Consider the following 24,646-nt stretch of genomic DNA (forward strand, 5'->3'; position numbering starts at 1 on the left):
CCATCATTTACAGGTAATGATTTAGGGAGAATGCAAGCCCAACCATATAGGTAACAAACACTACAAAAACAACCAGCCGTTGCAGGCTTCACCATATACTTAACACATATTAAAAAAAGGCAGACTTTTATCGAGTTTGCCTTTTTAGCTTAAAAACCTTCGCTAAATTAAAACAACCGATGCACTGTCAGAAACTCTCCGGATAACACCATTTAACGAACCAGGCTTCCACTTTGGCAAAAGCTTAATAACCCGCACCGCTTCTTTATTCGCCTCTACAGTAAGTCCTTTTATAACTTTAACGTGGTTTAACTGCCCATTCTTTTCTACCACAAAGTAAACAATTACCTTTTTTCCGGATAACCCTTTTACCGGGTGCAATTTTGATTTGATAAACTCATCCAGTTTTGCCTGCCCTCCCGGAAACTCCGGCAATACTTCTTTGGGCGTTGCGGAGACTACTGTATCAGCAGTTTTTTTTGGGCGTTGGGCAAGTGCCCGCTGTTCTGAGCCGCAAAGGGTAAAAATTCCCCAAATTAATACAAGTTTAAATTTCATTGTATGTAATATTTATTTGTTAATATTCGTGTTATTTGTGAATACAGAAACCCAACAACACAACCTGATGCGTTTTGATAGATTTGTTAATACACCGCGTTAAACTCTGCAAACATATTCCCGGCTTCGGCAAGGCTGCTTAAGTTCACATAATCGCACACTTCGGCATACTCTGCCCATAGCTGGTGCACCACTTTATTTTGGTGGGCCTGCTGAATAGCTTCGGCAGACAACCATTCAAAAACTTCTACAATCGTGCCATCAGCAGCTTCCATAATTATGGCTTCCCTGTCGGTTACCAGCCCTTCTGCTTTAAGGCGCGGTACGTGGGTTTTGGTCAGTCCCTTTAATGCTTCGGCTTTGCCGGGCTTGGGTTTGTAGGCTACTATTACTATGCGTCCCATAATTGATGACGGTTTTTTGAGGCAATTTTACAATTTTAAAAACTCTTATAACAATACCGGGTTTGGTTTATAACATATGATGACTGTATGGTAACAATAACAGAACAATATGACAAAAAAAGTTGCAGACCAACTGGTAGAGATGCTGGTAAACGCAGGTATAAAAAGAATATACTCGGTGACGGGCGACAGCCTGAATGAGGTAAATGACGCGGTAAGGCGCGAAGGGAGTATTCAATGGATACACGTAAGACACGAGGAAGCCGGGGCCTATGCCGCGGGCGCAGAGGCGCAGCTAAACGGATTTGCCTGTTGTGCAGGCAGCAGCGGACCGGGCCATGTACACCTTATAAATGGTTTATATGATGCACACCGATCCGGCGCACCGGTTATTGCCATAGCATCAACCATTGCCAGTTTTGAGTTTGGCACTGGTTATTTCCAGGAAACCAATACCATTAAGTTATTTGAAGATTGCAGTTATTATAACCAGGTTGCCACAACGCCAAAGCAACTGCCGCGCATGCTGCAAGCCGGGATACAAAGCGCGCTGCACCAAAAGGGCGTTGCAGTAATTGGCCTGCCTGGCGATGTAACGAGTATGGAGGCTGTAGAAATAGATTCTGCCATTCAAAATTTTAATCCTATCCCGGTTATCCGCCCAGGTGACGCGGAGTTGCAACAGCTGGCCGCCATGTTTAACCAGTTTGATAAGATCACTATATTTTGCGGTATTGGCGCTGCCGATGCGCACGACGAGGTGGTTGCACTGTCACAAAAGCTGCATGCAACGGTTGCTTACTCGTTCCGGGCCAAAATGGATATCCAGTATAACAATCCTAACGAAGTTGGCATGACCGGGCTGTTAGGCCTGCCATCGGCCTATCATAGTATGCATGAGTCGGACCTGCTGGTTCTTTTGGGTACCGATTTTCCATATACACCATTTATGCCTGCCGATTGTAAAATTGTGCAGGTTGATACCAGACCCGAGCGCATTGGTCGCAGGGCTAAGGTTGATGTAGGATTATGCGGCACCATCAGGGATACCTTAACCGCGCTGCTGCCATTGGTAAGCCAAAAAGAAGATGATAGTTTTCTTAAAGCGCAGTTAAAACTTTACGCCGACGTAAAAGATAAAATGAAAACCTATGTTGACGACAGTGGCGAAACTGACAAGATCCATCCGGAGTACGTGGCCAGCATATTGGATAAAATTGCTGCCGATGATGCGATATTTACGGTAGATACAGGCATGTCATGCGTGTGGGGATCGCGTTATATTAACGCAACCGGCAAGCGCAAAATGATAGGCTCTTTTAATCATGGTTCTATGGCCAATGCTATGCCGCAGGCTATCGGCGCGGCTTTGGCGCGTCCCGGTCAGCAGGTTATTGCCCTTTGTGGCGATGGTGGTTTGTCTATGTTATTAGGCGATCTGGCAACTATTGTTCAATATAAATTACCTGTCAAGATCATCGTTTTCAACAACCGTTCCCTGGGTATGGTAAAGCTGGAAATGGAAGTAGCCGGCCTGCCCGATTGGCAAACCGATATGTACAACCCCGACTTTGCGCTGGTTGCCCAGGCCATGGGTATCAACGGCGTCAATGTTACGGAACCCGGCCAGGTAAGGCAAGCTATCAGTGAAGCGTTAGCCTTTAACGGCCCGGCATTGCTAAATATTTTCACCGATCCTAACGCCCTGGCCATGCCACCCAAAATAGAATTAAAACAAGTGGCAGGTATGGCCGTATCCATGACCAAGCTGATGCTCAACGGTCAAATGGATGAGGTGCTGGATACTGTTAAAGCTAATTACAAGCACCTGAAGGATTTGTTGTAGGAGGAGCAGATGAAAGGTCAAGGGTGAGAGCAAAAGATTCCAGAATAGCGAAGAAAATACAATGACAGTTTTTTTAATTATTTCTCCCGTATTTCTAAAACAACCCAAACTTATCCCTCACCCTGTGTCCATCTTCCAATACATAAACCATGGGTACTTCGTGGCCAAGGTCTTTAAAAACCATAATGTCGCGGTATTTCCGGGGGATGAGGTTGTAAAACGCGTACTCGTTATTGGGTGGTGCAAGATGATCAAGCAGGGGTTATTGCAATATTAAGATACCGTACCCGTTTGGGGGGCTTCGGTGGCATTTTTAACATTGAAGGTATAGCCGGCACGGCTGCTAAAAATGGCATCTTTACTGCCTGCTGTAAGCATGGTTGACACCTCCCCATCATCTTTATGAACAGGAAACTTCGCGCTAACGCCATTTATAGCTAAAAGGCAGATTATGCCAAGTATAGCGATATAAGTTTTTATAGTGATATAAGGTTTTAGGCTGGTCATGATTATTTATATTTAGGCTATTAAATAATTCACATAATGAATGTAATTGATAGTCGGGGTATTATCTTTTCGATTCGGGCATCTCCTTTTAGCTTTTATATAAAAGCTGATATGAAATCAATATTACCTGGTATCGATTCGGTAATTTAATGATGCTGAAAGACTGGTACCCGCAGCTGTATTACGCCCGGTAATGAAAGTTCCGCCTGTTAAAGATAACGACAGATTTTTGGCGAACGCATGCCCGTAACTTACCGATACCTGGTTAAAAGCAAAGTTTTTACCGGTGCTGGGGTTGGCCGATATAATGGGATTTGGGTTAATAAATGAATTACCGCTGGTTGCATAAAAACCGCCAACACTTACCGATACCTGCTCGTGAAAGTTTTTATCCAGCGTTAAACCATAGGTAAGGTTATACCTATCCTGGAAAATAGATTCGCCTCCAAAATACTCGCGTACAGCATTCTCTGCAACAAAATAACTTTGCCTGCCAAACAGGTGACCACTACCGGCAAAGGCAAGTTTAAGCTCCGATCCGTATTGACTATAACCCAAACCCGGATTGTTTTTGTACGTAGGTATAATGCCTGTAGCTTTTATACTAAAATAGTATTTGTAATTAATGTTAGCCAGGTAATATTTAATACCTATTTCAATATCCTGCAGGCCCGAGGTAGTAATAGCATTAGGTATACTATTGGTTTTAAAGTAATTTATGGAGTAAGGCACCAGGGCCGATATTGTAAATTTCCTGCTTATCCCGTATTCAGCATATAATGCATAGCTTATAGAATGGAATCGTCCGTTATCTTTAAAAGCTGTTCTATGACTGGTGGAATCAAATTGCTTATTGGCAAAAAAGTAACTTACCGATGGCGATAACACAAACCTGCCCGGCCTTACCGGGAAGCCATCGGCAAAGCTGTTGCTGCGCGCTAATGTTAGCAACATAACAGTGGTAAAAAGGTATTTTAATGCGTTATTATTGAGGGTCATAGTTTTATTCATAGGTATAGGTTAAAATAGGCCAAAGGTATCGCGCATCCAGCTGCCCTCATAATCTTTATATTTCTGGCTTACCTCGTGGCCAAGGTCTTTATAAACCATTACTTTTTTATCGGTATTTAAAGAGTTATAAACTGCATAACCATTGCCGGGCGGTACATACGGGTCAAGCAAACCTAAACCCAGCAGCGTGGGGCATTTAACATCGGTAGCAAAGTTTTTGGTATCGTAATACTCCATATTGCGTAAAACCTGGTCGAAAGTTACATCTGGTTTACCCGCAACATATTTTTTGATATCATTAATAGGCCAGTCAGCCGTGCCAACAAGGTTGTGTACATCACTTAAAATGGGGTTTTGCGCCGAGCAAATGGTAATCCTGCTATCTAAACCTGCAAGCGCTATGGCCAAATATCCACCCATACTACCACCGGTAGCTATAATCTGGTTGTGCCGTAGCTCCGGGCGCGAGTAAATGAAATCCACAGCACGCACGCAATCCATAATTACACCACGCATCACATATTTATTTTTATCCTCAATATTATAGGAGATAAATGCATCGCGCTCGGTATGGATCACATCGCGGCTGTTGCCTTGTCCGCGGGTATTAAGAGTGATAATAGCCAGGTCGTCATCTTTACCTACAATTGGCTTAAGCACCACCTGGTAGCCCGGTAAACCCAGCAATACCGAGAATTTTTTGCTTTTGTTACTGTTTTTGGGTAGGGTCATCCATCCACGGATGGTAAGGTTATCCAAAGATTTCATCTCGATAAGAAAAACCCTGCGGTTATCAGTATTTTGCGATGGTTGTTCGGTTACTTTAAACTGGGGTTTTACCTTTGCCAGCTCGGCTTTGGCCGTTTTCCAAAAACTATCAAAATCTGCAGGTTTTGGATAGGCGGACTTAATATCATCGGCCCTGATACCAAAAGCACGGCGGGTAGTATCGTCATAATCAGATACGTTGATCATCATATTCAGTTTATAAAACCCGGTTTTTAATGATGGTATCTCAAAGTTGTAATGTTCCTCGCTTTTCCTGCCAATCTTTACAGGCTTAATGAGGGTTTTAACCTTTACTCCTTTTTCATTGGTAATTGCATATGATATAGTGCCGGCCTGTTCGGTATCGTAACTGTTTTTTACGTCAAAGGAGAATGAGGCAGTTGAGCTAAAAATACCTTCTTTATTGTTGATGTTTAATACAGTTGATACAGTTTCTTCATCTTCTTTAGGGGAGGTATCGCCTTTAGCATGCGGAGAAACATGCTGCCCCAAGGCAAACTGAAAAGAGATTATTGTAAACGCTACGAGTAAATATTTTTTGAAGTAGGTAGTCATAAATAATTATTATGCAATGATCTTTGCCGACTCATTTTCGGGATTAAACCGTTTATTCCTGATCAGGAAATTTGATCTGCGGATATAATGGTTAAGCGGTTCCTCGATAAGCTTAAACAAAGTGATTGAAATTACATTTAAAACGATAAAAGCATACAGAAGGTTTAAACTATCGTATTCAAAGGGCGAATGCCAGTCGACCCCCCACTTGTCATAAAGTTCAAATGTGTAATCATTAAGCCAGTTAAAGCTATGGTGCAAAAAGGTATACATATAGCCCAGGTGTACCAGGTAAAATATATAAGAGCTTTTGCCAAGCAGTTCAACAAACGGGTTGGCCAGTATTTTTTTAAGTATGGTAGTTTCGGTAAGTATACCGTAAAAGAACAGCGCTATTGATAAAGCCAATAGGTAATTATTGGTAATGATGCCCAAAGGGTTATGTAAACCGGCTTCTTGTCCGGCCGGTATGGGCAGAACAGACATGATCCAAACGCAGAAGAAGATCAGGAAAAAGCCTAAGTATGTGAGCTTTTTATTGCTGCTTCCGTCCAGTTTTTGTTTGCGTACAATGAGTGCCAATTGGATGCCTGCAAAAAATTCAAAGCACCTGCCCAAAAAGGTGTACAGCATCATAAACGTAAAATTGCCGAAAAAGCCGTACCAGTTTACATGACTGAATACTAATACCAGCACAGCGCCCAGGGCGGTAATAGCGATAGGTTGGATATAAAACCTCTTGTACCTGGTAGCTATAAGAAAGATGAATGGTGCCGAAAAGTAAAAACATTCCTCAACCGTAAGCGACCACCCCTGTGCTATTCCTGTAAATTTAAGCTGATCAAAAAACCCCCGCAGAAAAACGATATTCATGAAAAACATCACAATGGGGTTATGACCGGCGGTAACGGTTTGGTTATTGGTAAAATAAAATGAGATGAAAGCTCCGATGGTTAAAATAGCATACATAGGGTAAATACGGGCTACCCTGTTTTTTAAGTATTGTTTAAACCAATCTTTAGTAAGTTTAAAACTATCAAAATAGCGGAAAGCAATTAAAAAGCCCGAAAGCACAAAGAAAATAGTAACCCCTATATGGAATTCATTGAAAAAACGTTGCACAGAGTGAGGAAATTTTTCATCAAAAATATACGCGAAATGCGATATGAATACCAGGTAAGCCGCCATTGCGCGTACACCAGTTAATGCGGGAATGTAGTTTTGTTGCGCTCTTTGTGACAAAATGGATGTAAGTTAAAGATTCCAGTCAAGTTTTTCGACTATCGGTTTACAAAATTGAGGCCAAAGATGTCTCAATCATTTTCTGTAACCGGAATTTACAGAATTAATGAAATTAACAGAATTTGCCTGTATATCAGTTATACTCAAAATCATATCAATTGGTTCTAAAAATTCTTTAATTCGTTTAATCCCGGTTTCAGACAGAAAGAGCACTCCCCTGCACCACACCTCTGCTCAATATCCTTTGGTCGATATAGTATTGGATCTCCGATTTTTTTAGCCCCCAATTTGGGGCTATTAGCAGTTCGCGGTCGCTAAGTCCAAACAGGCGCTGGATCACGATATCCGGGCGAACGCGCGGCAGCAATTCGCACAAAAAGTCGGCATATTCATCAATGCTGAACACTTTGAAAGGTTCGCGCTTGTATTTAACACCCATTACAGAGCCTTCTACAATATGCAGGTGGTGAAATTTCACAAATTTTATCTGTGGAAAACGGTTGATCTCATCGGCATATTTCAGCATCATTTCATGTGTTTCCCAGGGAAAACCAAAAATGGTGTGCACACAAACATCCAATTTGCTATTTTCAACCAATTTAAGGGCTTTTACTAATTCCTCGTGGTTACATCCGCGGTTTATCTGGGCGAGAGTTTCGTCATAAATAGATTCCATCCCCATTTCCAGGTCAACGTCAAATCTGTCGGTATAACTTTCCAGCAAGGCTATCTTTTCGGCGTCGATACAATCCGGGCGTGTGCCAATGCTCAGACCAACAATATCTTCGGTGCCATAGCTCAACGCTTCGTCGTACATCATTTTTAAATAATGCGCCGGTGCGTAGGTATTGGTATTGGGCTGAAAGTATATGATAAACTTATCAGCCTTATTGCCGCTACGGGCACGCTCCATACCCTGTATCACCTGCTCGCGTACAGTTGGCGCGTTACGGCTAACCGATGGGGTAAAGGAATCTACATTGCAATAGGTACAACCGCCATAGCCTTTTGAGCCATCACGGTTGGGGCAGGTAAAGCCGCCATCAACAATCACTTTAAATACACGATGGCCCTTATATTTTTCTTTAAGCCACGGGCCGTAATTGTTGTAGCCCTTCTCCCACACCTGTGTTGTTTCTCCTGTTAATTGCATTGTGCCGCAAAGATAGTGAATTGATTTACAGATAAGCGAATATGTAACCTGGGCCCGTTTGCAATAAGTGCAAGGGAAAGGAGCCAGGGAAGATTAAAACTCTTGCTTCAACCGTAGTAATTTCAATGAAATTATATTACACTTTTTTTCCGTTAAAAGTAATATTGTACAAATCGGTGCGCCTGTCTTTTAAATTTTGTACGCTGCCATATTCGTGCAATTCATCTAATAATGAAAGGTCCACATCGGCAATTACGATCATTTCGCTGTTGGGAGTAGCCTCTGATTGGATGCCGTTCGTAGGGAACCCAAAGTCAGACGGTGTAAATACTGCCGATTGAGCGTAGCTAATACCCATATTATTAACATTGGGCAGGTTACCTACGCAGCCGGCTATGGCCACATAGCATTCATTTTCAACCGCACGGGCCTGTGAACAAAATTTAACCCGGTTATATCCGTTCTGCGTATCCGTTAAAAACGGAACGAAGAGGATCTGCATATCCTGGCTGGCCAGGATGCGCGATAGCTCGGGGAACTCCACATCATAACAGATCAAGATGCCTATTTTACCGGCATCGGTTTCAAATACCTTTACCTCATCGCCGCCACGGATGCCCCATGAGCTGATTTCGGATGGGGTAGGGTGGATTTTGTAAACCTCTTCCATACTGCCGTTGCGCCTGAAAAGGTAGGATACATTATACAGCGATTCCTCGAAGATGGTAGGCATGCTGCCCGCTACGATGTTCACATTGTACGATACCGCAAGTTTAGAAAACTCCTCGATGATGGGTTGTGTGTATTTAGCCAGCTCGCGCATAGCCTTTGCCGAATCCATGTGGTTGTAATCGGCCATTAGTGGCGTACCAAACAATTCGGGGAATAAAATAAAATCCGCTTGGTAATCGCTCACCGCGTCAACAAAATATTCGGCATGCTTCAGCAATTCGCTAATGTTGTTGTAGGGGCGCATTTGCCATTGAACCAGGCCAATACGTACAACGGTTTTTTGGTTAATGGCGGTGCTTACTTCCTCGTAATACACATTATTCCATTCTATCAGCGTAGCAAAGCCTTTTGAGCGACTGTCCTCGGGCAAATAATTCTTTAGCACCTTACGTACGTGGAAATCATTAGCCAACTGGAAGGATAGGGTGGGATCATAGATCTCTTTATACTTTACCTTATCAATATACTGGCGGGGGGTAAGATCGTTTTGGTATTTCTGGTAATTGGGAATGCGGCCCCCGGCTATGATGCTTTTTAAATTCAGCTTTTCGCACAGCGCTTTGCGGGCGTCGTAAAGGCGTCGTGCTAAACGCAAACCGCGATATTTAGGGTGGATAAATATATCAATACCATATAGTACATCGCCCTTATCGGTATGGGTTTTAAATGTACTGTCGCCGGTGATCTGTTTGTAGGTGTGGTTATCGCCAAACTTTTGGTAATCAACCATAATAGCAAGGGCACAGCCTACCACCACCTCATTAACGGTTACACAAATTTGCCCCTCGGGGAATATCCGGATGAGCCTTTTAATAGAATTGGCATCCCAGTAATCCTCATCCATATCCATATAGGCCGATTTCATCGATTTTTTTAATTCCTGGTAATCCTGTACCTCCAGGTTTCGCATTTCAACACTTTGCAGATCCATATTGTGTTTTTGTGTTTTGTCGTTTTTTATTTTCCCCGCAAAGACCCGAAATCGCAAAGAATAAATAAAGTTGATTTAAATAACATGCCGGAGTCTTTATAAGATCATATTTTATTATTTGTCTGGACTATGCTTTTCTGTTCCAGCCCAAAACATCAATACCGGCTGTAAAGCTAATTGTGCCAGGTAATAATTGGTGTTACGGCTATGTTACCTAATTTAAAAAACGTATGATACCATAAGTCGCCCGGTATTTTGTCAATATACAATATTTTGCTAAATATTGTTTTAAGCAGTTTAAATGTTGTTTTCAGGTCATTTCTCCTAATTTATAACAATTCTAAATACTCCTGTTTGACAAAGTGTTGACATTGCTGCGCTTTTATAGTGATATTTTTGTTCGGTCAAATTTAAAACTGCTTTGAAGTATTTAAAGGTTATTGCTTTTACACACAAACAGATTGAACTGAAGGAAATAGGTAGATTGGTGGTATGCCAGGAAAATCTGACAGAAAAACTTCAACAGGTTAAAACTCAATTTGGGATACCAGAGATCTTTTACCTGGCTACATGTAACCGTGTGGAATTTGTTATGACTACCCCGCAGGTGGTTGATAAGGATTTTGCCAAACGTTTCATTGAAGCTTTTAATACCGAGTTGTGTGAACATTCGCTAAGTACTTTCATTGACGGCGCTTCTATTTATGAAGATCAGGAAGCTATGGTTCACCTGCTGCGTACTTCCTGTTCATTGGAGAGTTTGATAGTTGGCGAAAAGGAAATACTGGCACAGTTGCGTAAAGCTTATGAGCATTGCAAAGCGGCTGGTCTTACGGGTGATGCTATGCGTATGATCATGAACTGCGTGGTAAAAACAGCCAAAGAGGTTTATACACATACCAATATTTCAAAAAATCCAATTTCGGTGGTATCGTTGGCTTACCGCAAGCTTAAAGATCTTAACCTTTGCTCAAACGCCCGGGTACTCATCATTGGTGCCGGCGAAACCAACCGTAATATTTCCAAATACCTGCAAAAGCATAAGTTTAGCAACTTTGCAGTTTTTAACCGCACAGTTTCAAAGGCTCAGCAACTGGCTGATGATTTGAATGGTGAAGCTTATGACCTCGAAGCGCTTAAAACATATAATAAAGGTTTTGATGCCATTATAACCTGCACATCAGCGGTTGAGCCTATCATTACTACCGAAATATACAAATCACTGTTAAATGGTGAAGCCGGTAGGAAAACTATAGTCGACCTTGCTATTCCCAATGATACCGCTCCGGAAGTGCTGGAGCAATTCCCGGTTAACTTTATCGAGGTGCATTCATTAAACGAGGTTGCCAAACATAACCTGCAGGAACGTTATCATGAGCTGGTACATGCCGAGGGTATTATTGAACAAAACATTGCCGAGTTTTTAACTCAGTTAAAACAACGCCGTATTGAAGTAGCCATGCGCCAGGTGCCCGAAAAGATCAAAGAGATTCGTAATACCGCCATCAATTCTGTGTTCGCCGATGAGGTACAAGGAATGGATCAACAATCGCGCGAGATCCTGGAAAAGGTGATGAATTATATGGAGAAAAAATATATCAGTGTGCCCATGATAATGGCTAAGGATATATTGATCAATGAAAATTAATACTTATAACTTCAATTAATATAGCTGCTACAAGTTGCAGCTTCGTTAAACTCAAGGTAGCAGTAACGTGTAAAATGAAGTATTCACAGGTGACTTTTATGTGTTAATACTCCAGCCACTTCCCGGCCCGTACCGATACCATATCTCCCTCAACATAACTGCCTGGTTCTTCATTGGCTACGCGTAATAGGATACTTCCGTTTTGGAGGATCAGATCCTCATAAGAACCTTTAAAAAGTACCTGTTTAACAGTCCATTTTTTTGTTTTGGTAATGAGTTTTATTTTGATCCATTCCGGGTATATAACCACATGATCTTTAATGGCTTTAATACCACAGCTTTTGGCTTCCTGGGCGGTAAATACACTGCAATTACTTAATAGTTGCGCAGTATACAGATTTTTTGGGTGCTGGTAGAGTGTTTTAGGAGGACCCTGCTCTACAATTTGTCCATTTTTGATCACCACCAGTTTATCAGCCATAGATAGTACTTCGGCAGGGTCGTGCGAGACCATGATCACCGTAAGGCCAATTTCCTTTACTATCTCCCTGATATCGTGCTGTAAGCCTTCCCGGAATGATGTATCAACCTGGTTAAAAGGCTCATCCAGCAATAATACCTGCGGACGGGTTATTATTGCTCTTGCAATGGCTACTCTTTGCTTCTCGCCACCACTTAGGTCGGCTACGCGCTTATCGGCCATGTGGGCCATATTAAGCTGCTGCAGTACCAGCTCTGTTTTTTGTTGTTTGGCCTTCAAATCGGTTGCGGGCAGCATAGCCGCCACGTTATCCCAAACCTTGGCAAACAGGTTGAGGTCATCGGTATTCTGGGTAACCATTTTCATGGCGTCATGGCCAGGGATCAGCTTTTCTTCGGGCCCCCAGATGCGTTCGCCTTTAAATTGAACTTCTCCTGCATCAGGAGAGAGCAAACCATAAAGCAAACGTAGTAAAGTGCTTTTACCGCTGCCGCTCTCGCCTATTATAGCCGTTATTTTGCCTTGCTCAATAGCTATATCTGTTGTTTTAACACCGGCCATCTGCTTGCCGGGATATATTTTACTTACCGCAATAGCCTGCAAAAAAGGAGTTTCTGACATCGTGTTACAAAGATAACATAAACACTAATTGCCACGAATTATTTCGAATCCCACGAATTTGATTGACACGAATTTCACGAGCCAAAACGAATTTCACAAATTTTAGCTACAAGCGGATTTGTGGAAATTTGTGTTTATTAGAATCCCAACGTCAACCCAAACGAGAAGTTCTTTAAGCCCGCTTGTTCAGGGCTGTTCTCAAACATATCGTTAAAGTAGTACTTGGCATAGATGCCCATGATGCCATAGCCCATGCGAACGAAAACCCCTTTGCGCAGTTTGGCAAAATGGTAATCATCATCAAACTTTTGCTTGCCGCGCTCGTCACTTATCTGTTTTACACGGCCGTTGAGCAAGATGCCAACTTCGGGCCCGGCAACCAGGCGGAAGTAGTTACCGCGGCTATCCTCATGACTGCGATAGTAAAATGACAACGGGATGCGCAGATAGCTTGACGAAAAGCGGTTTTTGCTAAAGTGGATACTATCCTGCACGTAGGTTAAAACCGGCGCATTGCGTTGTATAGTGATATCCTGGCGCAGGCGGATGTTGGTCCAGTCGAACCCTCCCGAAACATAGATCTTGAAAGCGCTGTTAAAACGATACCCAAATTGTACAACGTCAAACCCAAAGTTTGCGGTTTTCGCCTGGCGATAGCTCAGGAACTTGTTTTTATCAGATAATGTAAAGCTGCCGTTATCAATTAAGGTAGCAAAACCAAGGTCGATCCTGGAAAAGGTGATACCGAAAGAAAAGCCCGGTGCTTTTGAGTGGTAACGGATAGTGGTATCATTATCATTTACCGATACGTAAGGCACATCCTGGCCAACACCAAATTTTACTTTTAATCCTTTTTTGGTGACAACAGTATCTGTGGTAGTTTTGGTTGAGTCGGTTGTGGTGGTTTGGGCAAAGCTGTAGCTTGCGGCAACGCATAGCATTGCTGTGAAAATTAAGCGTTTCATATTATTTGTATATATATATCCTTTAGATTTTATTTTTCTTTTTTCACTCTGATGATGCCCAGGTTTACGCCCGTTATAGTGGCATCATCCCCATCGGTATTGCTAAATTCAATGATCTTGTCTTTGCGTTTATCAACAGCAGCTATCATTACATTGAATACATCTCCCAGGCTGCGGATTTTATGTTTTTTGGCTGGTGCCTGTTTGTTGTTAGCGGGGGCAATCTGCGTTGGTATGGGCTGAACCTGCGGCGCACTTGCAAAAACAGGGGACTCATCAATATGCTTTATCATTATTTGGACAGCAGTATCTGGCACAACCGGTTTAATTACCTCCTGCTTATGTGTGGCCGAGGCTAATGCAGACTGATCTTCGGGCTGTACTATATCTTTTACCGGCTGATTTATAGTTGCTTTTTCAACAATTATTGCTTTATGTGTTTTATTTATTTTTATGCCTGCCATACTATTAACCGGGTCTATAACTGCATCTGCTTTGCTTTGATTAACTGACTGCACATCTGCGACGGTTTTTGCAACCGGGGTGGATTTTACTGGTTGTTTAATCGCAACGACTCCATCAGTTTTAGTTTTTATTACCTTCACTTCCTTAGGAATAAACAGGATACCTGCGGTTACCAATAATATTACGCCCGCAGCAATGCTTAAGAAAGGCGCCAGCAACCTTTTACGTTTACCGGCAGTTAATTCTTCGGTAATTCCTTCCCACACTTTTGCAGACGGCTCTATCTCATAATCGTTTAAAGCCGATTGAAATAATTTGTCCAAATCCTTATCCTGCATATCCATAGCTTTTACCCTCCATTTTTGCAATTTGTTCTTTTAATATTGTGCGTGCCCTTGATAGCTGGGATTTTGAAGCCCCTTCGGTAATGCCCACTATATCGGCAATTTCTTTATGCGAATAGCCTTCCAAAGCGTACAGGTTAAATACGATGCGGTAACCCGGTGCCAGTTGTTGTATCAGTCCCATCAGTACCCTGGCATCCAGGTTTGCGGCTGCTATCGGGTTAACCGAAGGCTCGATACCCGCATCCCCCATATCAATCATTTGCATCATTTTATGATGCTTGCGATAGTATTCTATGGAGCTGTGTACCATAATACGCCTTACCCAGCCTTCAAATGAGCCGTCGCCTCTATAGTCAACCATTTTTTGAAAAACCTTTATAAACCCATTCTGCAACATATCTTCGGCCTCCATTCTGTCGGTAGCGTAGCGCATGCACACAGCCAGCATTTTGCCAGCCAATTGTTTATACAACAATTCCTGTGCTTTACGTTCGCCGGCTTTGCAGCGGTCAACTAATTGTTCAAAAGTATATTTAGGTTCCAAAAACATCATTTAATAGTAAGATGAAAGTGGAGGTTAAATGGTTGCATGGCGTGTGAAATATTTTTTTTAATTATTGGAACCTGATGTTATGTAAAGCAATTTTAAACAGATAAGCAAAGTAACCATTTGTATTCAAATTAAAATGTGTATATTTATTAAAATTTGTGTGTATGAGGACTAATATCGATATAAACGATGAACTGATGCAAAAAGCGCAAAAGCTAAGTAGTTTAAAAACTAAAAAGGCAATAATTGAAGAGGCACTAAAACTTTATGTAACTCTTGAAAATCAACAGAAACTTGCTGATTTGTGGGGCAAGGTTGAAATAGATGACAAGGCTTTTGAATAGGGAGATTGTTTTAGTTGATACATCGGTATGGATCAACTTTTTTAAAGGTATTGAAACGGAATCCAGCAAGTTTCTAAGGAGTAATTTGGCTAATATCGTAATTGCCACCTGCCCAACTATAGTTCAGGAAGTATTGCAAGGTATAACCTCTGACATTAGTGAGCGCATAGTAAAATCACATTTTGACAACCTGACTAAACTCCACGAAAATTCTTATGATATGGCTGTTAAAGCCGCAAATTTGTATAGAGACCTTCGAAAAAAAGGTGTGACGATTCGTAAACCAAATGATTGCTTAATTGCTGTTTACGCCATGAGCAATAAGCTTACTTTATTGAATGATGACAGAGATTTTCAATTTATAGCTCAACACTCTTCATTAAAGGTAATGAGCTTTGATGGATAAATCACTTTTTCTCCCTAAACCGCTTATAAATTTTCACCGCAATCATCAATATCACGCCTAATGATACTATTCCAACCACACCAAATATCCAGCTGAAACCATCTTTTAATACGGCCAGGAAAACGATAGCAAACAAAAGGATTGTAGCTAATTCATTCCACAGGCGCAATTGGGTTGATGTCCATTTAAAAATACCTTTACGCATCTGCTTCATTTTGTGCTCGCAGATGTGGTGATAAGCTACCAGGCCTAACACAAATAGTAACTTGATCTGCAGCCAGGCCATATGCAGATATGCCTGACGCAGGTAAACCATGGTACACCCGGCAACAATTACTATCAGCATCGATGGAGCCGTTATGATATTAAACAGCTTCTTCTCCATGATCTCGAACTGGGCAGATAGGATGCTACGATCAGGTTCGGGCTTGTCTTGTGCTTCGGTATGGTAAATAAAAAGGCGTACCATATAAAACAGCCCGGCCATCCAGCAGACTACAAAAATGATATGTATGGCAAGAACGTATTCGTACATATATCAAAGTATGTCATTTCGAGGAACGAAGCAATCGCAGACTCTGCAAATCTGATATGCAAATTCGCGATTGCTTCGTTCCTCGAAATGACATGTAAGGTTTTATTAGTTCCTGTACTCTTTAATTACATCTACCGCATACTTCACATTATCAAACGGAATATCGGGCATAATGCCATGACCCAGGTTGAAGATGAAGCCAGATTCGTCCTTCATCCGGTCGAACAGGCGGTGTATGCGGTCTTTAATTACTTTTTTATCAGCATATAATATATGCGGATCAAGGTTGCCCTGCACAGCTATGTCTTCAGGTAAACACTTTTTAATATTCAACAGGTCAACATTCCAATCTATCGAGATCACATCCGGTTTTGCTTCGGCCATTAGCGGCGCGAATACCGAGCTGCCTTTACAGAACGATATCACCGGGATATCTTTCCTGTTTAGTTTGCTGATGATCTCCTGGATGTAGTAATGGCTAAATTCTTTATAATCATCCCAGGCCAGAGCCTGTGCCCAACTATCGAAGATCTGTATGGCATTTACACCGGCTTCAATTTGGAGGTTAAGGTAATTTGCCGTAACAACAGCAATTTTTGACAACAGCTGATGAGCCATTTCCGGCTCATTGTGCAGCATTAGTTTGGTAAGCTTGAAATCTTTTGATGATCCGCCCTCAACCAAATAGCTCATTACCGTAAATGGCGCGCCGGCAAAACCTATAAGCGGGATACTGCCATTTAAACGTTGCTGAATTACTTTAATGGCATCGGCTACGTATTGCAGCTTATCGCCCACATCAGTTTGCAGGTTATCTATATCCTTTTGTGTACGTACGGGGTTAGCAAACTTAGGGCCCACTCCCTGGTTAAAGCTTAAGTCGCCGCCCATGGCCTCGCCCGTAACCAATATATCCGAGAACAGGATGGCAGCATCAATACCCAATAAATTAACCGGCAACATGGTAACATCAGCAGCAAGCTCTGGTGTTTTGCACATTTCTAAAAACGAATACTTGTTTTTAATGTCCCAGTATTCTTTCATGAAACGACCTGCCTGGCGCATCATCCACACCGGCGGCCGTTCTGTTTTTTCGGAAAAAGCTGCCTTTATTAATAACGAATCTCTCATATCTTTGGACGAGAATCAATAATTAAGAGTGAGGAATTAAGATTTTTTGTAATTGGATCGATGGCTTTAGGGCCACTAATATATACTATGGGCGATTTTATCATTAAACCCCTGTTTTTATCTTAATTATTTACTCTTAATTCTTAACTCTTTTTATAGTGTTTTTTTAATTCCTTGTGAAGCTTGTTAATAACATCCTTCATTTTGGAGGTAATTTTATCGGCATGCTGCTCGGCTAACTCCAGGTAAGCGTTGGCTTTTTCATAATTGCCAAGCCTTATACTGATGTTGGCTACGGTAACCAGTGTAGCCACATGATCATTTAATGATTGTAATGGATATTGTGCAGCAATTTCATAATGCTTTTCGGCTGCTTCAAAATCCTGCTTTTGAATGCAGATGCCACCGTAAATATATTCGTAATAACCACGGCGTTTTTTACTAAGCCATCGCGGATTACTGATCTCTTTTAACGATGCCTCGGCTTTATCAAAATTCTTATGGTGAAAATACCGGGCGGCAATAACAAGGGTACCCTGCCTAAAATAATCCCAAATTAATAAAATGATCATCAATACCGCTACTGTGGCCAACTCATAAATACGCAGGTACAGCAGCAAACCCAGTGATAACAGGAAAACAAATGCGATGAATATGCGTACCCTGTTACTGAACATTAATGCTGATTATCGGTAAATTTATAGCCTACACCACGAATAGAATGAAAATAAACCGGGTTTTTAGGGTCTGGTTCAAAATACTTACGGAAGGTTAGGATAAAGTTATCAATGGTACGGGTTGATGGGTATACATCATAATTCCAAACAGTTTCCAGGATCTGCTCGCGCGATACTGCATCGTTTCTGCGCTCAATTAAAAGCTTAAGCAGCATGGTTTCCTTTTTTGTAAGCGGAGTGATGGAATCATCTTCATTAACCAGTTCAAAAGAGTTAAAGTGAATGGTTTTTTCGCCTATCTTGTAGCTGTTAAATTCTTTAAGGTCATCACCTTTCAAACTGCGTTTTATCAGGTTGTTCACCCTCAGAATCAATTCTTCAAGGTTGAATGGCTTGGTTAAATAATCGTCGGCGCCTTTTTTAAGACCGGCAATTTTGTCCTCATTGGTGTTTTTAGCAGTTAAAAACATGATAGGTACTTCGGTATTCTCCAGCCTGATGGTTTCGGCAACCACAAAGCCGTCAATCTCGGGCATCATTACATCCAATATTACCAGGTTAAAACGCTCTTCTTTAAATAGCTGCAAAGCTTTTTTACCATTTTTAGCTGTGGAAATTTTATAACCTTCCAGCTCCAGGTTAAGTTTGATGGCTTCTAACAAATGTTCTTCGTCTTCGGCTAATAAAATTCTCTTCTTGTTAAGCATATGACTTTAATTTAAATACACTAATTCTCACGAATTATATCGGATTGCACAAAGCAATTTTAATTAACTAAAACACTTATTCTCGCAAATTATAGAAGCAGATTGGTGAAAATTAGCTCCATTCGTGAAATTCGTGTTATTCATCAAAAACAACTTCAAAAATACTGCCTGCCGGGCGGTTGTCTTTCACCCTTATGCTGGCATGGTGCTTATCCAGCACCTCTTTTACTATATAAAGGCCCAAACCGGTGCCTTTGGTATTACGGGTATCCTCGCTGCCCACCCGGTAAAATTTATCAAAAATACGGGTTTTTTCATGGTCGGCTATCCCAATGCCGTGATCGGCAACTTCAAGGTAAATTTTCTCTTCTTTTTTGAAGAGTTTAACCGCGACTGCCGAGCAGGGGCTTGAATATTTTACCGCGTTTTCTATAAGGTTTGTTACCACCGATGTAAGTGCGAACTTATCACCGGTGATCTCGATCTTAGGTTCAATTTCGGCATCGATGATCTGCTGGTTGCAATCGCACTTGGTTATCTGTAGCCGGTTAACTATACTATCTACCAAAACCGATAGGCTAAAACTCGCTTTAGGGAACGAATATGAACGGTTATCAATTTTTGACGCCAGCAGCATGTTCTCTACCATGTCATCCAGGCGTTCAACATCATTCAATGATTTATCAATAAAATCGAGTATCTGATCTTTAGAAAGATTACGCTTTTGGATGGTTTGCAACAATATTTTGATGGATGCCAGGGGCGATTTTAATTCATGTGTTACCGAGAGTAAAAAGTTCTTTTTTTGCTCAGATAGTTTTTGCTGGCGATTAAAAGATTTGTGCAGGTTATAAGCGCCAATTATAAATACCGTTATAAACATGCAACCCTCGCTCACTATCATCCCGGTGCGCTTTGGCTGCAACGAAACCAACATATAACCCCACCAAATCAACTCGGCAATGGCGTATATGATAAGTGCGTAAAAAATTACAAATGTCCTCTTCATAAGCCCCTCTAAATCTCGCCCGGTAGGGGAGACTTTTTGTTTTTTAATTTAATAATCCCCATTTTTAAGCCCTCCCTACCGGGGAGGGTTTGGGTGGGGTCTACTTACCCTTAAACACCAAATCAAGGCTATCAAAAATAGCCCTTTTAGCTTTTTCTAAATCAATTTTAGTATGTGCAGATGATATAAAGCCAACCTCGTAACCCGATGGACCGAGGTAAACGCCCCGGTTAATCAATTCACGATGAAACTTTTTAAACTTCTCCATACTTGAAGCATCAATGTCTTCGGCTTTACGAATATACTGTTTATCTGTAAAAGCAAACCAGAATATTGAGCCGATGCCAAACACCTTGAATTTATAATTGCGGGCCGTGGCAAAACGCTGTATGGCCTCGGTAAATTCTTCCGTTTTGTTGTTCAGGTCGCGGTAAAAACCCATGCGTAACAATTCGTTTAGCTGGGCAATACCAGCGGCCATAGCCACCGGGTTGCCTGATAATGTGCCCGCCTGGTAAACCGGACCTTCGGGCGATATATTACTCATGATTACTGCCGATGAGCCATAAGCACCAACCGGCATACCGCCGCCAATGATTTTGCCGTAGGTAATAATATCGGGTTTGATTTGGTAATATCCTGCCGCACCTTCAAAACCAACACGGAACCCTGATATTACTTCATCAAATATCAATAAGGTGCCGTTTTGGGTACAGATCTCGCGTAAAAACTGAAGGTATTCTTTTTCCTGCAACAGCAAGCCATTATTGGCAGGTACAGGTTCGATGATTACCGCTGCTATCTGGTCTTTAAACTCATCAAAAGCCTTTGTAAGCGCTTCTTTATCATTCAGTGATACTACGATGGTTTCATCGGCAAAGGCTTTTGGAATGCCGGCGGATGAGGTTTCGCCAAAGGTTACCAGGCCCGAACCTGCTTTAACCAGTAAGGCATCAACGTGGCCGTGGTAACAGCCTTCAAACTTTAAGATCTTATCGCGCCCGGTATAGCCCCTTGCCAACCTGATGGCCGACATAACGGCTTCGGTGCCGGAGCTTACAAAACGGATCTTTTCAATAAATTTATTGTTTCTCAGGATCAGGTCGGCCAGTTCGTTCTCAAGGGCCGTTGGTGCGCCGAACGACATGCCATGATGCATTACTTCAATTACCTTTTCCCGTACCTTGACGTTGTTATGGCCAAGGATGAGCGGGCCCCAGGAGCAACAAAAATCAACAAACTCATTACCATCAGCATCCCAGATGTGACTGCCATCGCCCTTTTGTATAAATAAAGGTGTACCGTAAACCGATTTAAACGCCCTTACCGGTGAGTTAACCCCACCTGGGAAATAGGTTTTAGCCTTTGCATACAATTCGGCAGATTTTTCCCTGCTGATATCTGGCTTACCCGTAGTGTTTACCGGCTCATTGGTATCACCCGAAAACATCTTTTTTATTGAATCTAACATTTTTTAAGCGTAAAGCTAAAAGCACAAGGCTTAAAGCTTGTTTATAATCGTTTAGCAAAAGCTTTCGGCTTTTAGCTTTTTAAATCCATTTATTCTCCAACACCTCTTTAGCATGATACGTCAAAATAGCTGTTGCGCCAGCCCGGCGGATACTGGTAAGCACTTCGGTTATGGCACGCTGCTCGTTGAGCCAACCGCGTTGTACGGCGGCTTTTATCATGGCGTATTCGCCGCTTACATTATAGGCAGCTACGGGGAGTTCGGTATTATCTTTTATCAGTTTTATTACGTCTAAATAAGATAGCGCCGGTTTTACCATTAAAAAGTCGGCTCCTTCCAGTTCGTCTAAGTTGGCCTCTATCAATGCTTCGCGCTGGTTGGCCGGATTCATCTGGTAGGTTTTTTTATCGCCAAATTTGGGTGCCGAATTTAAGGCATCCCTGAACGGTCCATAAAACGCGCTTGCATACTTGGCCGAGTATGACATGATAGAAACGTTTGTAAAGCCGTTTTCGTCCAGCACGTTGCGAATATACCCTACACGTCCGTCCATCATATCCGAGGGGGCAATAATGTCTGCCCCGCATTGGGCATGAGCAAGTGCCATTTTACCCAACACCTCCAGCGTTTCGTCATTCAGGATCTCGCCATTTTTTACAATACCATCATGGCCGTCGCTGCTGTATGGATCCATAGCCACATCGGTAATAATGCATGCTTCCGGAAAATTCTTCTTTACCTCGCGGATAGCCCGCAGGTATAAACTTTCTTCACGGTGACTTTCGGTAGCCATCTGGTCTTTTAAAGATTCTTCGATATTAGGGAAAAGATCAAACGAGTTTAACCCTAATTTAAGGCAGCTCTCAATCTCGCGCAGCAAATTATCAACAGAATAACGGTAAATTCCCGGCATCGACGATACTTCAGTTTTCAGGAATGTACCATCAACAATAAACAGCGGGAAAATCAGGTTAGCCGCGCTAACATGCGTTTCCTGCACCATCTGGCGTATCACTTCACTTTTCCGGTTTCTACGTGGTCTTTGTAACATAAGCCCCCCAGCCCCCTAAAGGGGGAGTTTTTAAATTTATAATATTATTAACCCACTAAATGTTCCCCCTTTAGGGGGTTAGGGGGCTTACAATCCAAACACTGCCTCTGCCAGGCCAACTTCGTCGGGCGAGTAGGGCAGCGTGTATTTTACACCCATTTCATCAAATTTTTTGCCGGTTGATTTACCTATCGCCACCACTTTCTGGTATGGATCGAGCAGGTTACCGGCAAAATAAGCTTCCACATTTGATGGGCTGGTAAACACCAACACATCAGCGCCGCTGGCTTCAACATCTTCCTCAAGCACGGTTTCGTAAACCGGCAGATCAATAATTTTTGTATCGGCAGATAACCCTTGCTGTATACTCCTCATCGGACTTTCGGCGCCGGGGAACAATACTATGGTGCCGTTGGCCAGTTTGGCAAACTCCTCGGCCACCTCGGCTGTATCTGTACCTTCGCCAACATAATCGGTAAAGTAACCTTTGCGGCGAAGCATCTCTTCGCTTCCGCTGCCCATAACGCCAAACTTCACCTTTTTTGGGAAAGTTGGTTTTAACTGGAAAAAGTACTCCACCGCGTTTTTACTGGAGAAAAATACCCAGTCGATATTTTTTAATATGTATGGATCGAGTTTGGTCATTACCGGCACGGTACGGATCAGCGAGCGTGCCTCAACCTTTATCCCCCGGTTTTCCATCGATTTTTTGAAATAGCTCTGTTCGGATAGTTCCCTTGATATAAAAACCTTCAAAGGGAATTTCCTGTTTTTAGCAAATTTTGCAACTATCTTTTGAGCAAGGCCTTCGGTAGTTGGGGCCTCTACAAACAGGCGGTCGGGAAACTCATCGCCCTCATTTGCTTTGGATGTAAACACCTGGAACATACCTTCATCCCGGTGGCAATAGCAGCCCAGGGGCAGGTGGCAGCCACCGCCAAATAACTTAAGTACGGTACGTTCAACAGCCAGTTCTTCGGCAACATCGGGGTGGTGCAGGGCTTGCAGGGCTTCAAAAAGTTCCTGGTCTGACTCGCGGATCTGGATAGCCAAAGCGCCCTGCGCAGGTGCAGGGATCAGCTCGGCGGGGGTAAGTTCTTCCACATGAAATTCGCTCAGATCAATACCTAAACGACTAACGCCGGCTTTGGCCAGCATAATGGCATCATATTTTTCGTTACGCAGCTTGCCTATCCGGGTAGGCACGTTGCCGCGCAGGTCTTCTATCTCCAGGTCGGGACGGTAGGCCAGCAGTTGTGCCTTGCGCCTGTTTGATGATGTACCCACAGTTGCGCCATATTTAACCGACAGCTTTTGGTGCACATCTACACAATCCTTCAATATCAGCAACAGTTCAGAGGGGTCTTCCCGTTCTGAAACTGCTGCGATGATGAGTCCCGGAGGGTTTTCGGTTGGCAGGTCTTTATGCGAGTGAACCGCAAGATCGATAGTGCCGGCCAATAATTCTTCTTCTAATTCTTTAGTGAAAAAACCCTTGCCTTCCAGCTTATCAAAGCTGAGGTTGAGTATGCGGTCGCCCTGGGTTTTAATGATCTTTAGTGTGGCAGTTATGTTTAAAGCAGCAAGGCTATCCTTAATAAAATTAGCCTGCCATAGCGCTAAATCGCTACCCCTTGTTCCTATTATCAGTTTTCTGTCCAAAAGAATGATTGTTTTGCAGGTGCAAATTTAATTTTTTATAAGGATGATAAGGTACATGAATTTCACGAATTATTTCTAATTGCAACAATATGACGGTTATGTGTGGGTTTAGGGCTAAAGGCTAAAGGCTAAAGGCTAAAGGCTAAAGGCTAAAGGCTAAAGGCTAAAGGTATGAATTATCTTTAGCCTGTTGGCCGCCCTATTCAACATTGAATACCCAATGCCAAATAATGAAGCAAAAATAGAGGGGTTGAATTAAAATGCGGGTGTTCCGACGGAACGGGTGAAACATATGGAACGGTGTGGAACATCTTGGTGTTGATTATCAGTTATTTACAGATTTTGCAAACAATGCATGGAACATGTTTTGTGTTGATTATCAATTTGTTACGTTTTTTGATTTTGAATAAAGCCAATCTGCCCGCCGTTTTACCTAAAATCGCAACAGCTATTTTAATGCTTAAATGCCGGGATATTACCAACATCTATTGATAAAAATCAAGTAATATCAACAAATATCGAGGTTTATGCATCTTGAATGCTCCGCAAGTTTATTTAGTAGTAATAACAGCATCGGCCCGCTCAATCGCCGCGGGAGGGCTGTTACTTTGAAGCCGCAAAGTAACCAAACGGCTGTCGGCAGAAATGCTTCTTTGCCGCACAGGCCTTTGCCCTGCAAACCTGGCAGAACCTGGGCTGGGATTATTTTGCCCTCGCCCGCTTTGCCCACTTCTGCAAAAACTCCCTATGCCCTGCAGCCGCACAGCCCCGCATCGTTCTGCCCGCTTTCGCCCGAAGCTCCACTGCCGACGGGAAGGGAACAAGAGAACTTTGTAGAATCCCCGACT

The 24,646-nt window shown here is 42.5% G+C and carries 24 protein-coding genes; 4 read left to right on the forward strand and 20 right to left on the reverse strand.

The window, feature by feature from the left end:
• Positions 1 to 162 precede the first annotated feature (162 nt).
• Positions 163 to 558 carry an energy transducer TonB gene (locus tag AC1DO4_RS24025; RefSeq protein WP_477420101.1) on the reverse strand — a complete coding sequence of 132 codons (396 nt, stop codon included), beginning with the start codon at positions 556 to 558 and terminating at the stop codon, positions 163 to 165.
• Positions 559 to 644: 86 nt separating this feature from the next.
• Complete coding sequence (locus tag AC1DO4_RS24030; protein WP_477420102.1) at positions 645 to 962, reverse strand: hypothetical protein; 318 nt, start codon at positions 960 to 962, stop codon at positions 645 to 647.
• Positions 963 to 1,071: 109 nt separating this feature from the next.
• On the opposite strand from AC1DO4_RS24030, the gene AC1DO4_RS24035 reads away from it, so the two are divergent.
• Positions 1,072 to 2,808 (forward strand): thiamine pyrophosphate-dependent enzyme, encoded by a 1,737-nt coding sequence (locus tag AC1DO4_RS24035; RefSeq protein ID WP_477420103.1) that lies wholly within the window; start codon positions 1,072 to 1,074, stop codon positions 2,806 to 2,808.
• Positions 2,809 to 3,081: 273 nt separating this feature from the next.
• On the opposite strand, the gene AC1DO4_RS24040 is transcribed toward AC1DO4_RS24035, so the two are convergent.
• From AC1DO4_RS24040 to AC1DO4_RS24065, 6 genes are all read right to left on the reverse strand, one after another.
• Entirely contained in the window at positions 3,082 to 3,315 is a 234-nt protein-coding gene (locus AC1DO4_RS24040) for a hypothetical protein (RefSeq protein ID WP_477420104.1), read from the reverse strand.
• Positions 3,316 to 3,438: 123 nt separating this feature from the next.
• Positions 3,439 to 4,326 (reverse strand): hypothetical protein, encoded by an 888-nt coding sequence (locus AC1DO4_RS24045; protein ID WP_477420105.1) that lies wholly within the window; start codon positions 4,324 to 4,326, stop codon positions 3,439 to 3,441.
• Positions 4,327 to 4,335: 9 nt separating this feature from the next.
• Positions 4,336 to 5,670, reverse strand: a complete 1,335-nt coding sequence (locus tag AC1DO4_RS24050) for an acetylxylan esterase (protein ID WP_477420106.1) — start codon at positions 5,668 to 5,670, stop codon at positions 4,336 to 4,338.
• 9 nt (positions 5,671 to 5,679) lie between these two features.
• Positions 5,680 to 6,912, reverse strand: a complete 1,233-nt coding sequence (locus tag AC1DO4_RS24055) for an acyltransferase family protein (protein ID WP_477420107.1) — start codon at positions 6,910 to 6,912, stop codon at positions 5,680 to 5,682.
• 196 nt (positions 6,913 to 7,108) lie between these two features.
• Positions 7,109 to 8,065, reverse strand: a complete 957-nt coding sequence (mnmL, locus tag AC1DO4_RS24060; RefSeq protein ID WP_477420108.1) for a tRNA modification radical SAM protein MnmL/YtqA — start codon at positions 8,063 to 8,065, stop codon at positions 7,109 to 7,111.
• Positions 8,066 to 8,201: 136 nt separating this feature from the next.
• Entirely contained in the window at positions 8,202 to 9,728 is a 1,527-nt protein-coding gene (locus AC1DO4_RS24065) for a GNAT family N-acetyltransferase (RefSeq protein WP_477420109.1), read from the reverse strand.
• Positions 9,729 to 10,149: 421 nt separating this feature from the next.
• Between AC1DO4_RS24065 and hemA the strand changes: the two genes are divergently transcribed.
• Entirely contained in the window at positions 10,150 to 11,376 is a 1,227-nt protein-coding gene (gene hemA, locus AC1DO4_RS24070) for a glutamyl-tRNA reductase (protein WP_477420110.1), read from the forward strand.
• A 103-nt stretch (positions 11,377 to 11,479) separates the two neighbouring features.
• Here hemA and AC1DO4_RS24075 read toward each other — a convergent pair whose 3' ends face one another.
• From AC1DO4_RS24075 to AC1DO4_RS24090, 4 genes are all read right to left on the reverse strand, one after another.
• The gene (locus tag AC1DO4_RS24075) at positions 11,480 to 12,478 is read right to left on the reverse strand and encodes an ABC transporter ATP-binding protein (protein ID WP_477420111.1); all 999 of its coding nucleotides are present in this window, start codon (positions 12,476 to 12,478) and stop codon (positions 11,480 to 11,482) included.
• 137 nt (positions 12,479 to 12,615) lie between these two features.
• A complete protein-coding gene (locus AC1DO4_RS24080; protein ID WP_477420112.1) occupies positions 12,616 to 13,443 on the reverse strand; it encodes an outer membrane beta-barrel protein in 828 nt (275 codons plus the stop codon).
• A gap of 29 nt (positions 13,444 to 13,472) precedes the next feature.
• Complete coding sequence (locus tag AC1DO4_RS24085) at positions 13,473 to 14,276, reverse strand: hypothetical protein (RefSeq protein ID WP_477420113.1); 804 nt, start codon at positions 14,274 to 14,276, stop codon at positions 13,473 to 13,475.
• Entirely contained in the window at positions 14,236 to 14,805 is a 570-nt protein-coding gene (locus AC1DO4_RS24090) for an RNA polymerase sigma factor (RefSeq protein WP_477420175.1), read from the reverse strand. Before AC1DO4_RS24090 ends, AC1DO4_RS24085 begins: the two co-directional genes overlap by 41 nt.
• Before the next feature lie 164 nt (positions 14,806 to 14,969).
• Here AC1DO4_RS24090 and AC1DO4_RS24095 point away from each other — a divergent pair, with 164 nt between their 5' ends.
• Positions 14,970 to 15,149, forward strand: coding sequence for a type II toxin-antitoxin system VapB family antitoxin (locus AC1DO4_RS24095; protein WP_477420114.1), 180 nt, complete (start codon positions 14,970 to 14,972; stop codon positions 15,147 to 15,149).
• Positions 15,142 to 15,555: a type II toxin-antitoxin system VapC family toxin gene (gene vapC, locus AC1DO4_RS24100; RefSeq protein WP_477420115.1), complete on the forward strand. Its 414-nt coding sequence runs from the start codon at positions 15,142 to 15,144 to the stop codon at positions 15,553 to 15,555. The genes AC1DO4_RS24095 and vapC overlap by 8 nt, the downstream gene beginning before the upstream one ends.
• A 1-nt stretch (position 15,556) precedes the next feature.
• Here vapC and AC1DO4_RS24105 read toward each other — a convergent pair whose 3' ends face one another.
• From AC1DO4_RS24105 to hemC, 8 genes are all read right to left on the reverse strand, one after another.
• Positions 15,557 to 16,090 carry a CopD family protein gene (locus AC1DO4_RS24105; RefSeq protein WP_477404936.1) on the reverse strand — a complete coding sequence of 178 codons (534 nt, stop codon included), beginning with the start codon at positions 16,088 to 16,090 and terminating at the stop codon, positions 15,557 to 15,559.
• A gap of 105 nt (positions 16,091 to 16,195) precedes the next feature.
• Positions 16,196 to 17,221, reverse strand: coding sequence for a uroporphyrinogen decarboxylase (gene hemE / locus AC1DO4_RS24110; protein WP_477420116.1), 1,026 nt, complete (start codon positions 17,219 to 17,221; stop codon positions 16,196 to 16,198).
• Positions 17,222 to 17,364: 143 nt separating this feature from the next.
• The gene (locus AC1DO4_RS24115; protein WP_477420117.1) at positions 17,365 to 17,898 is read right to left on the reverse strand and encodes a hypothetical protein; all 534 of its coding nucleotides are present in this window, start codon (positions 17,896 to 17,898) and stop codon (positions 17,365 to 17,367) included.
• Positions 17,898 to 18,605: a response regulator transcription factor gene (locus AC1DO4_RS24120; protein WP_477404942.1), complete on the reverse strand. Its 708-nt coding sequence runs from the start codon at positions 18,603 to 18,605 to the stop codon at positions 17,898 to 17,900. The genes AC1DO4_RS24115 and AC1DO4_RS24120 overlap by 1 nt, the downstream gene beginning before the upstream one ends.
• Positions 18,606 to 18,741: 136 nt before the next feature.
• Positions 18,742 to 19,614, reverse strand: a complete 873-nt coding sequence (locus AC1DO4_RS24125) for a sensor histidine kinase (RefSeq protein ID WP_477420118.1) — start codon at positions 19,612 to 19,614, stop codon at positions 18,742 to 18,744.
• 100 nt (positions 19,615 to 19,714) lie between these two features.
• Entirely contained in the window at positions 19,715 to 21,085 is a 1,371-nt protein-coding gene (gene hemL, locus AC1DO4_RS24130) for a glutamate-1-semialdehyde 2,1-aminomutase (protein WP_477420119.1), read from the reverse strand.
• A gap of 79 nt (positions 21,086 to 21,164) precedes the next feature.
• Positions 21,165 to 22,136 (reverse strand): porphobilinogen synthase, encoded by a 972-nt coding sequence (gene hemB / locus AC1DO4_RS24135; RefSeq protein WP_477420120.1) that lies wholly within the window; start codon positions 22,134 to 22,136, stop codon positions 21,165 to 21,167.
• An 87-nt stretch (positions 22,137 to 22,223) separates the two neighbouring features.
• Complete coding sequence (gene hemC / locus AC1DO4_RS24140) at positions 22,224 to 23,798, reverse strand: hydroxymethylbilane synthase (RefSeq protein WP_477420121.1); 1,575 nt, start codon at positions 23,796 to 23,798, stop codon at positions 22,224 to 22,226.
• Between the last annotated feature and the right edge of the window lie 848 nt (positions 23,799 to 24,646).

The sequence above is a fragment of the Mucilaginibacter sp. P5_A6 genome, assembly GCF_056400585.1.

Excerpts from the sequence above, each read along its gene's own strand:
- AC1DO4_RS24025 (WP_477420101.1), bottom strand. The coding sequence starts at position 558 with ATGAAATTTAAACTTGTATTAATTTGGGGAATTTTTACCCTTTGCGGC.
- AC1DO4_RS24035 (WP_477420103.1), top strand. The coding sequence starts at position 1,072 with ATGACAAAAAAAGTTGCAGACCAACTGGTAGAGATGCTGGTAAACGCA.
- hemE (WP_477420116.1), bottom strand. The coding sequence starts at position 17,221 with ATGAGAGATTCGTTATTAATAAAGGCAGCTTTTTCCGAAAAAACAGAA.
- AC1DO4_RS24045 (WP_477420105.1), bottom strand. The coding sequence starts at position 4,326 with ATGAATAAAACTATGACCCTCAATAATAACGCATTAAAATACCTTTTT.
- AC1DO4_RS24090 (WP_477420175.1), bottom strand. The coding sequence starts at position 14,805 with ATGTTTTTGGAACCTAAATATACTTTTGAACAATTAGTTGACCGCTGC.
- hemL (WP_477420119.1), bottom strand. The coding sequence starts at position 21,085 with ATGTTAGATTCAATAAAAAAGATGTTTTCGGGTGATACCAATGAGCCG.
- AC1DO4_RS24040 (WP_477420104.1), bottom strand. The coding sequence starts at position 3,315 with ATGACCAGCCTAAAACCTTATATCACTATAAAAACTTATATCGCTATA.
- AC1DO4_RS24065 (WP_477420109.1), bottom strand. The coding sequence starts at position 9,728 with ATGGATCTGCAAAGTGTTGAAATGCGAAACCTGGAGGTACAGGATTAC.
- AC1DO4_RS24075 (WP_477420111.1), bottom strand. The coding sequence starts at position 12,478 with ATGTCAGAAACTCCTTTTTTGCAGGCTATTGCGGTAAGTAAAATATAT.
- AC1DO4_RS24030 (WP_477420102.1), bottom strand. The coding sequence starts at position 962 with ATGGGACGCATAGTAATAGTAGCCTACAAACCCAAGCCCGGCAAAGCC.
- mnmL (WP_477420108.1), bottom strand. The coding sequence starts at position 8,065 with ATGCAATTAACAGGAGAAACAACACAGGTGTGGGAGAAGGGCTACAAC.
- AC1DO4_RS24115 (WP_477420117.1), bottom strand. The coding sequence starts at position 17,898 with ATGTTCAGTAACAGGGTACGCATATTCATCGCATTTGTTTTCCTGTTA.
- AC1DO4_RS24105 (WP_477404936.1), bottom strand. The coding sequence starts at position 16,090 with ATGTACGAATACGTTCTTGCCATACATATCATTTTTGTAGTCTGCTGG.
- hemB (WP_477420120.1), bottom strand. The coding sequence starts at position 22,136 with ATGTTACAAAGACCACGTAGAAACCGGAAAAGTGAAGTGATACGCCAG.
- AC1DO4_RS24050 (WP_477420106.1), bottom strand. The coding sequence starts at position 5,670 with ATGACTACCTACTTCAAAAAATATTTACTCGTAGCGTTTACAATAATC.
- AC1DO4_RS24095 (WP_477420114.1), top strand. The coding sequence starts at position 14,970 with ATGAGGACTAATATCGATATAAACGATGAACTGATGCAAAAAGCGCAA.
- AC1DO4_RS24125 (WP_477420118.1), bottom strand. The coding sequence starts at position 19,614 with ATGAAGAGGACATTTGTAATTTTTTACGCACTTATCATATACGCCATT.
- AC1DO4_RS24080 (WP_477420112.1), bottom strand. The coding sequence starts at position 13,443 with ATGAAACGCTTAATTTTCACAGCAATGCTATGCGTTGCCGCAAGCTAC.
- AC1DO4_RS24120 (WP_477404942.1), bottom strand. The coding sequence starts at position 18,605 with ATGCTTAACAAGAAGAGAATTTTATTAGCCGAAGACGAAGAACATTTG.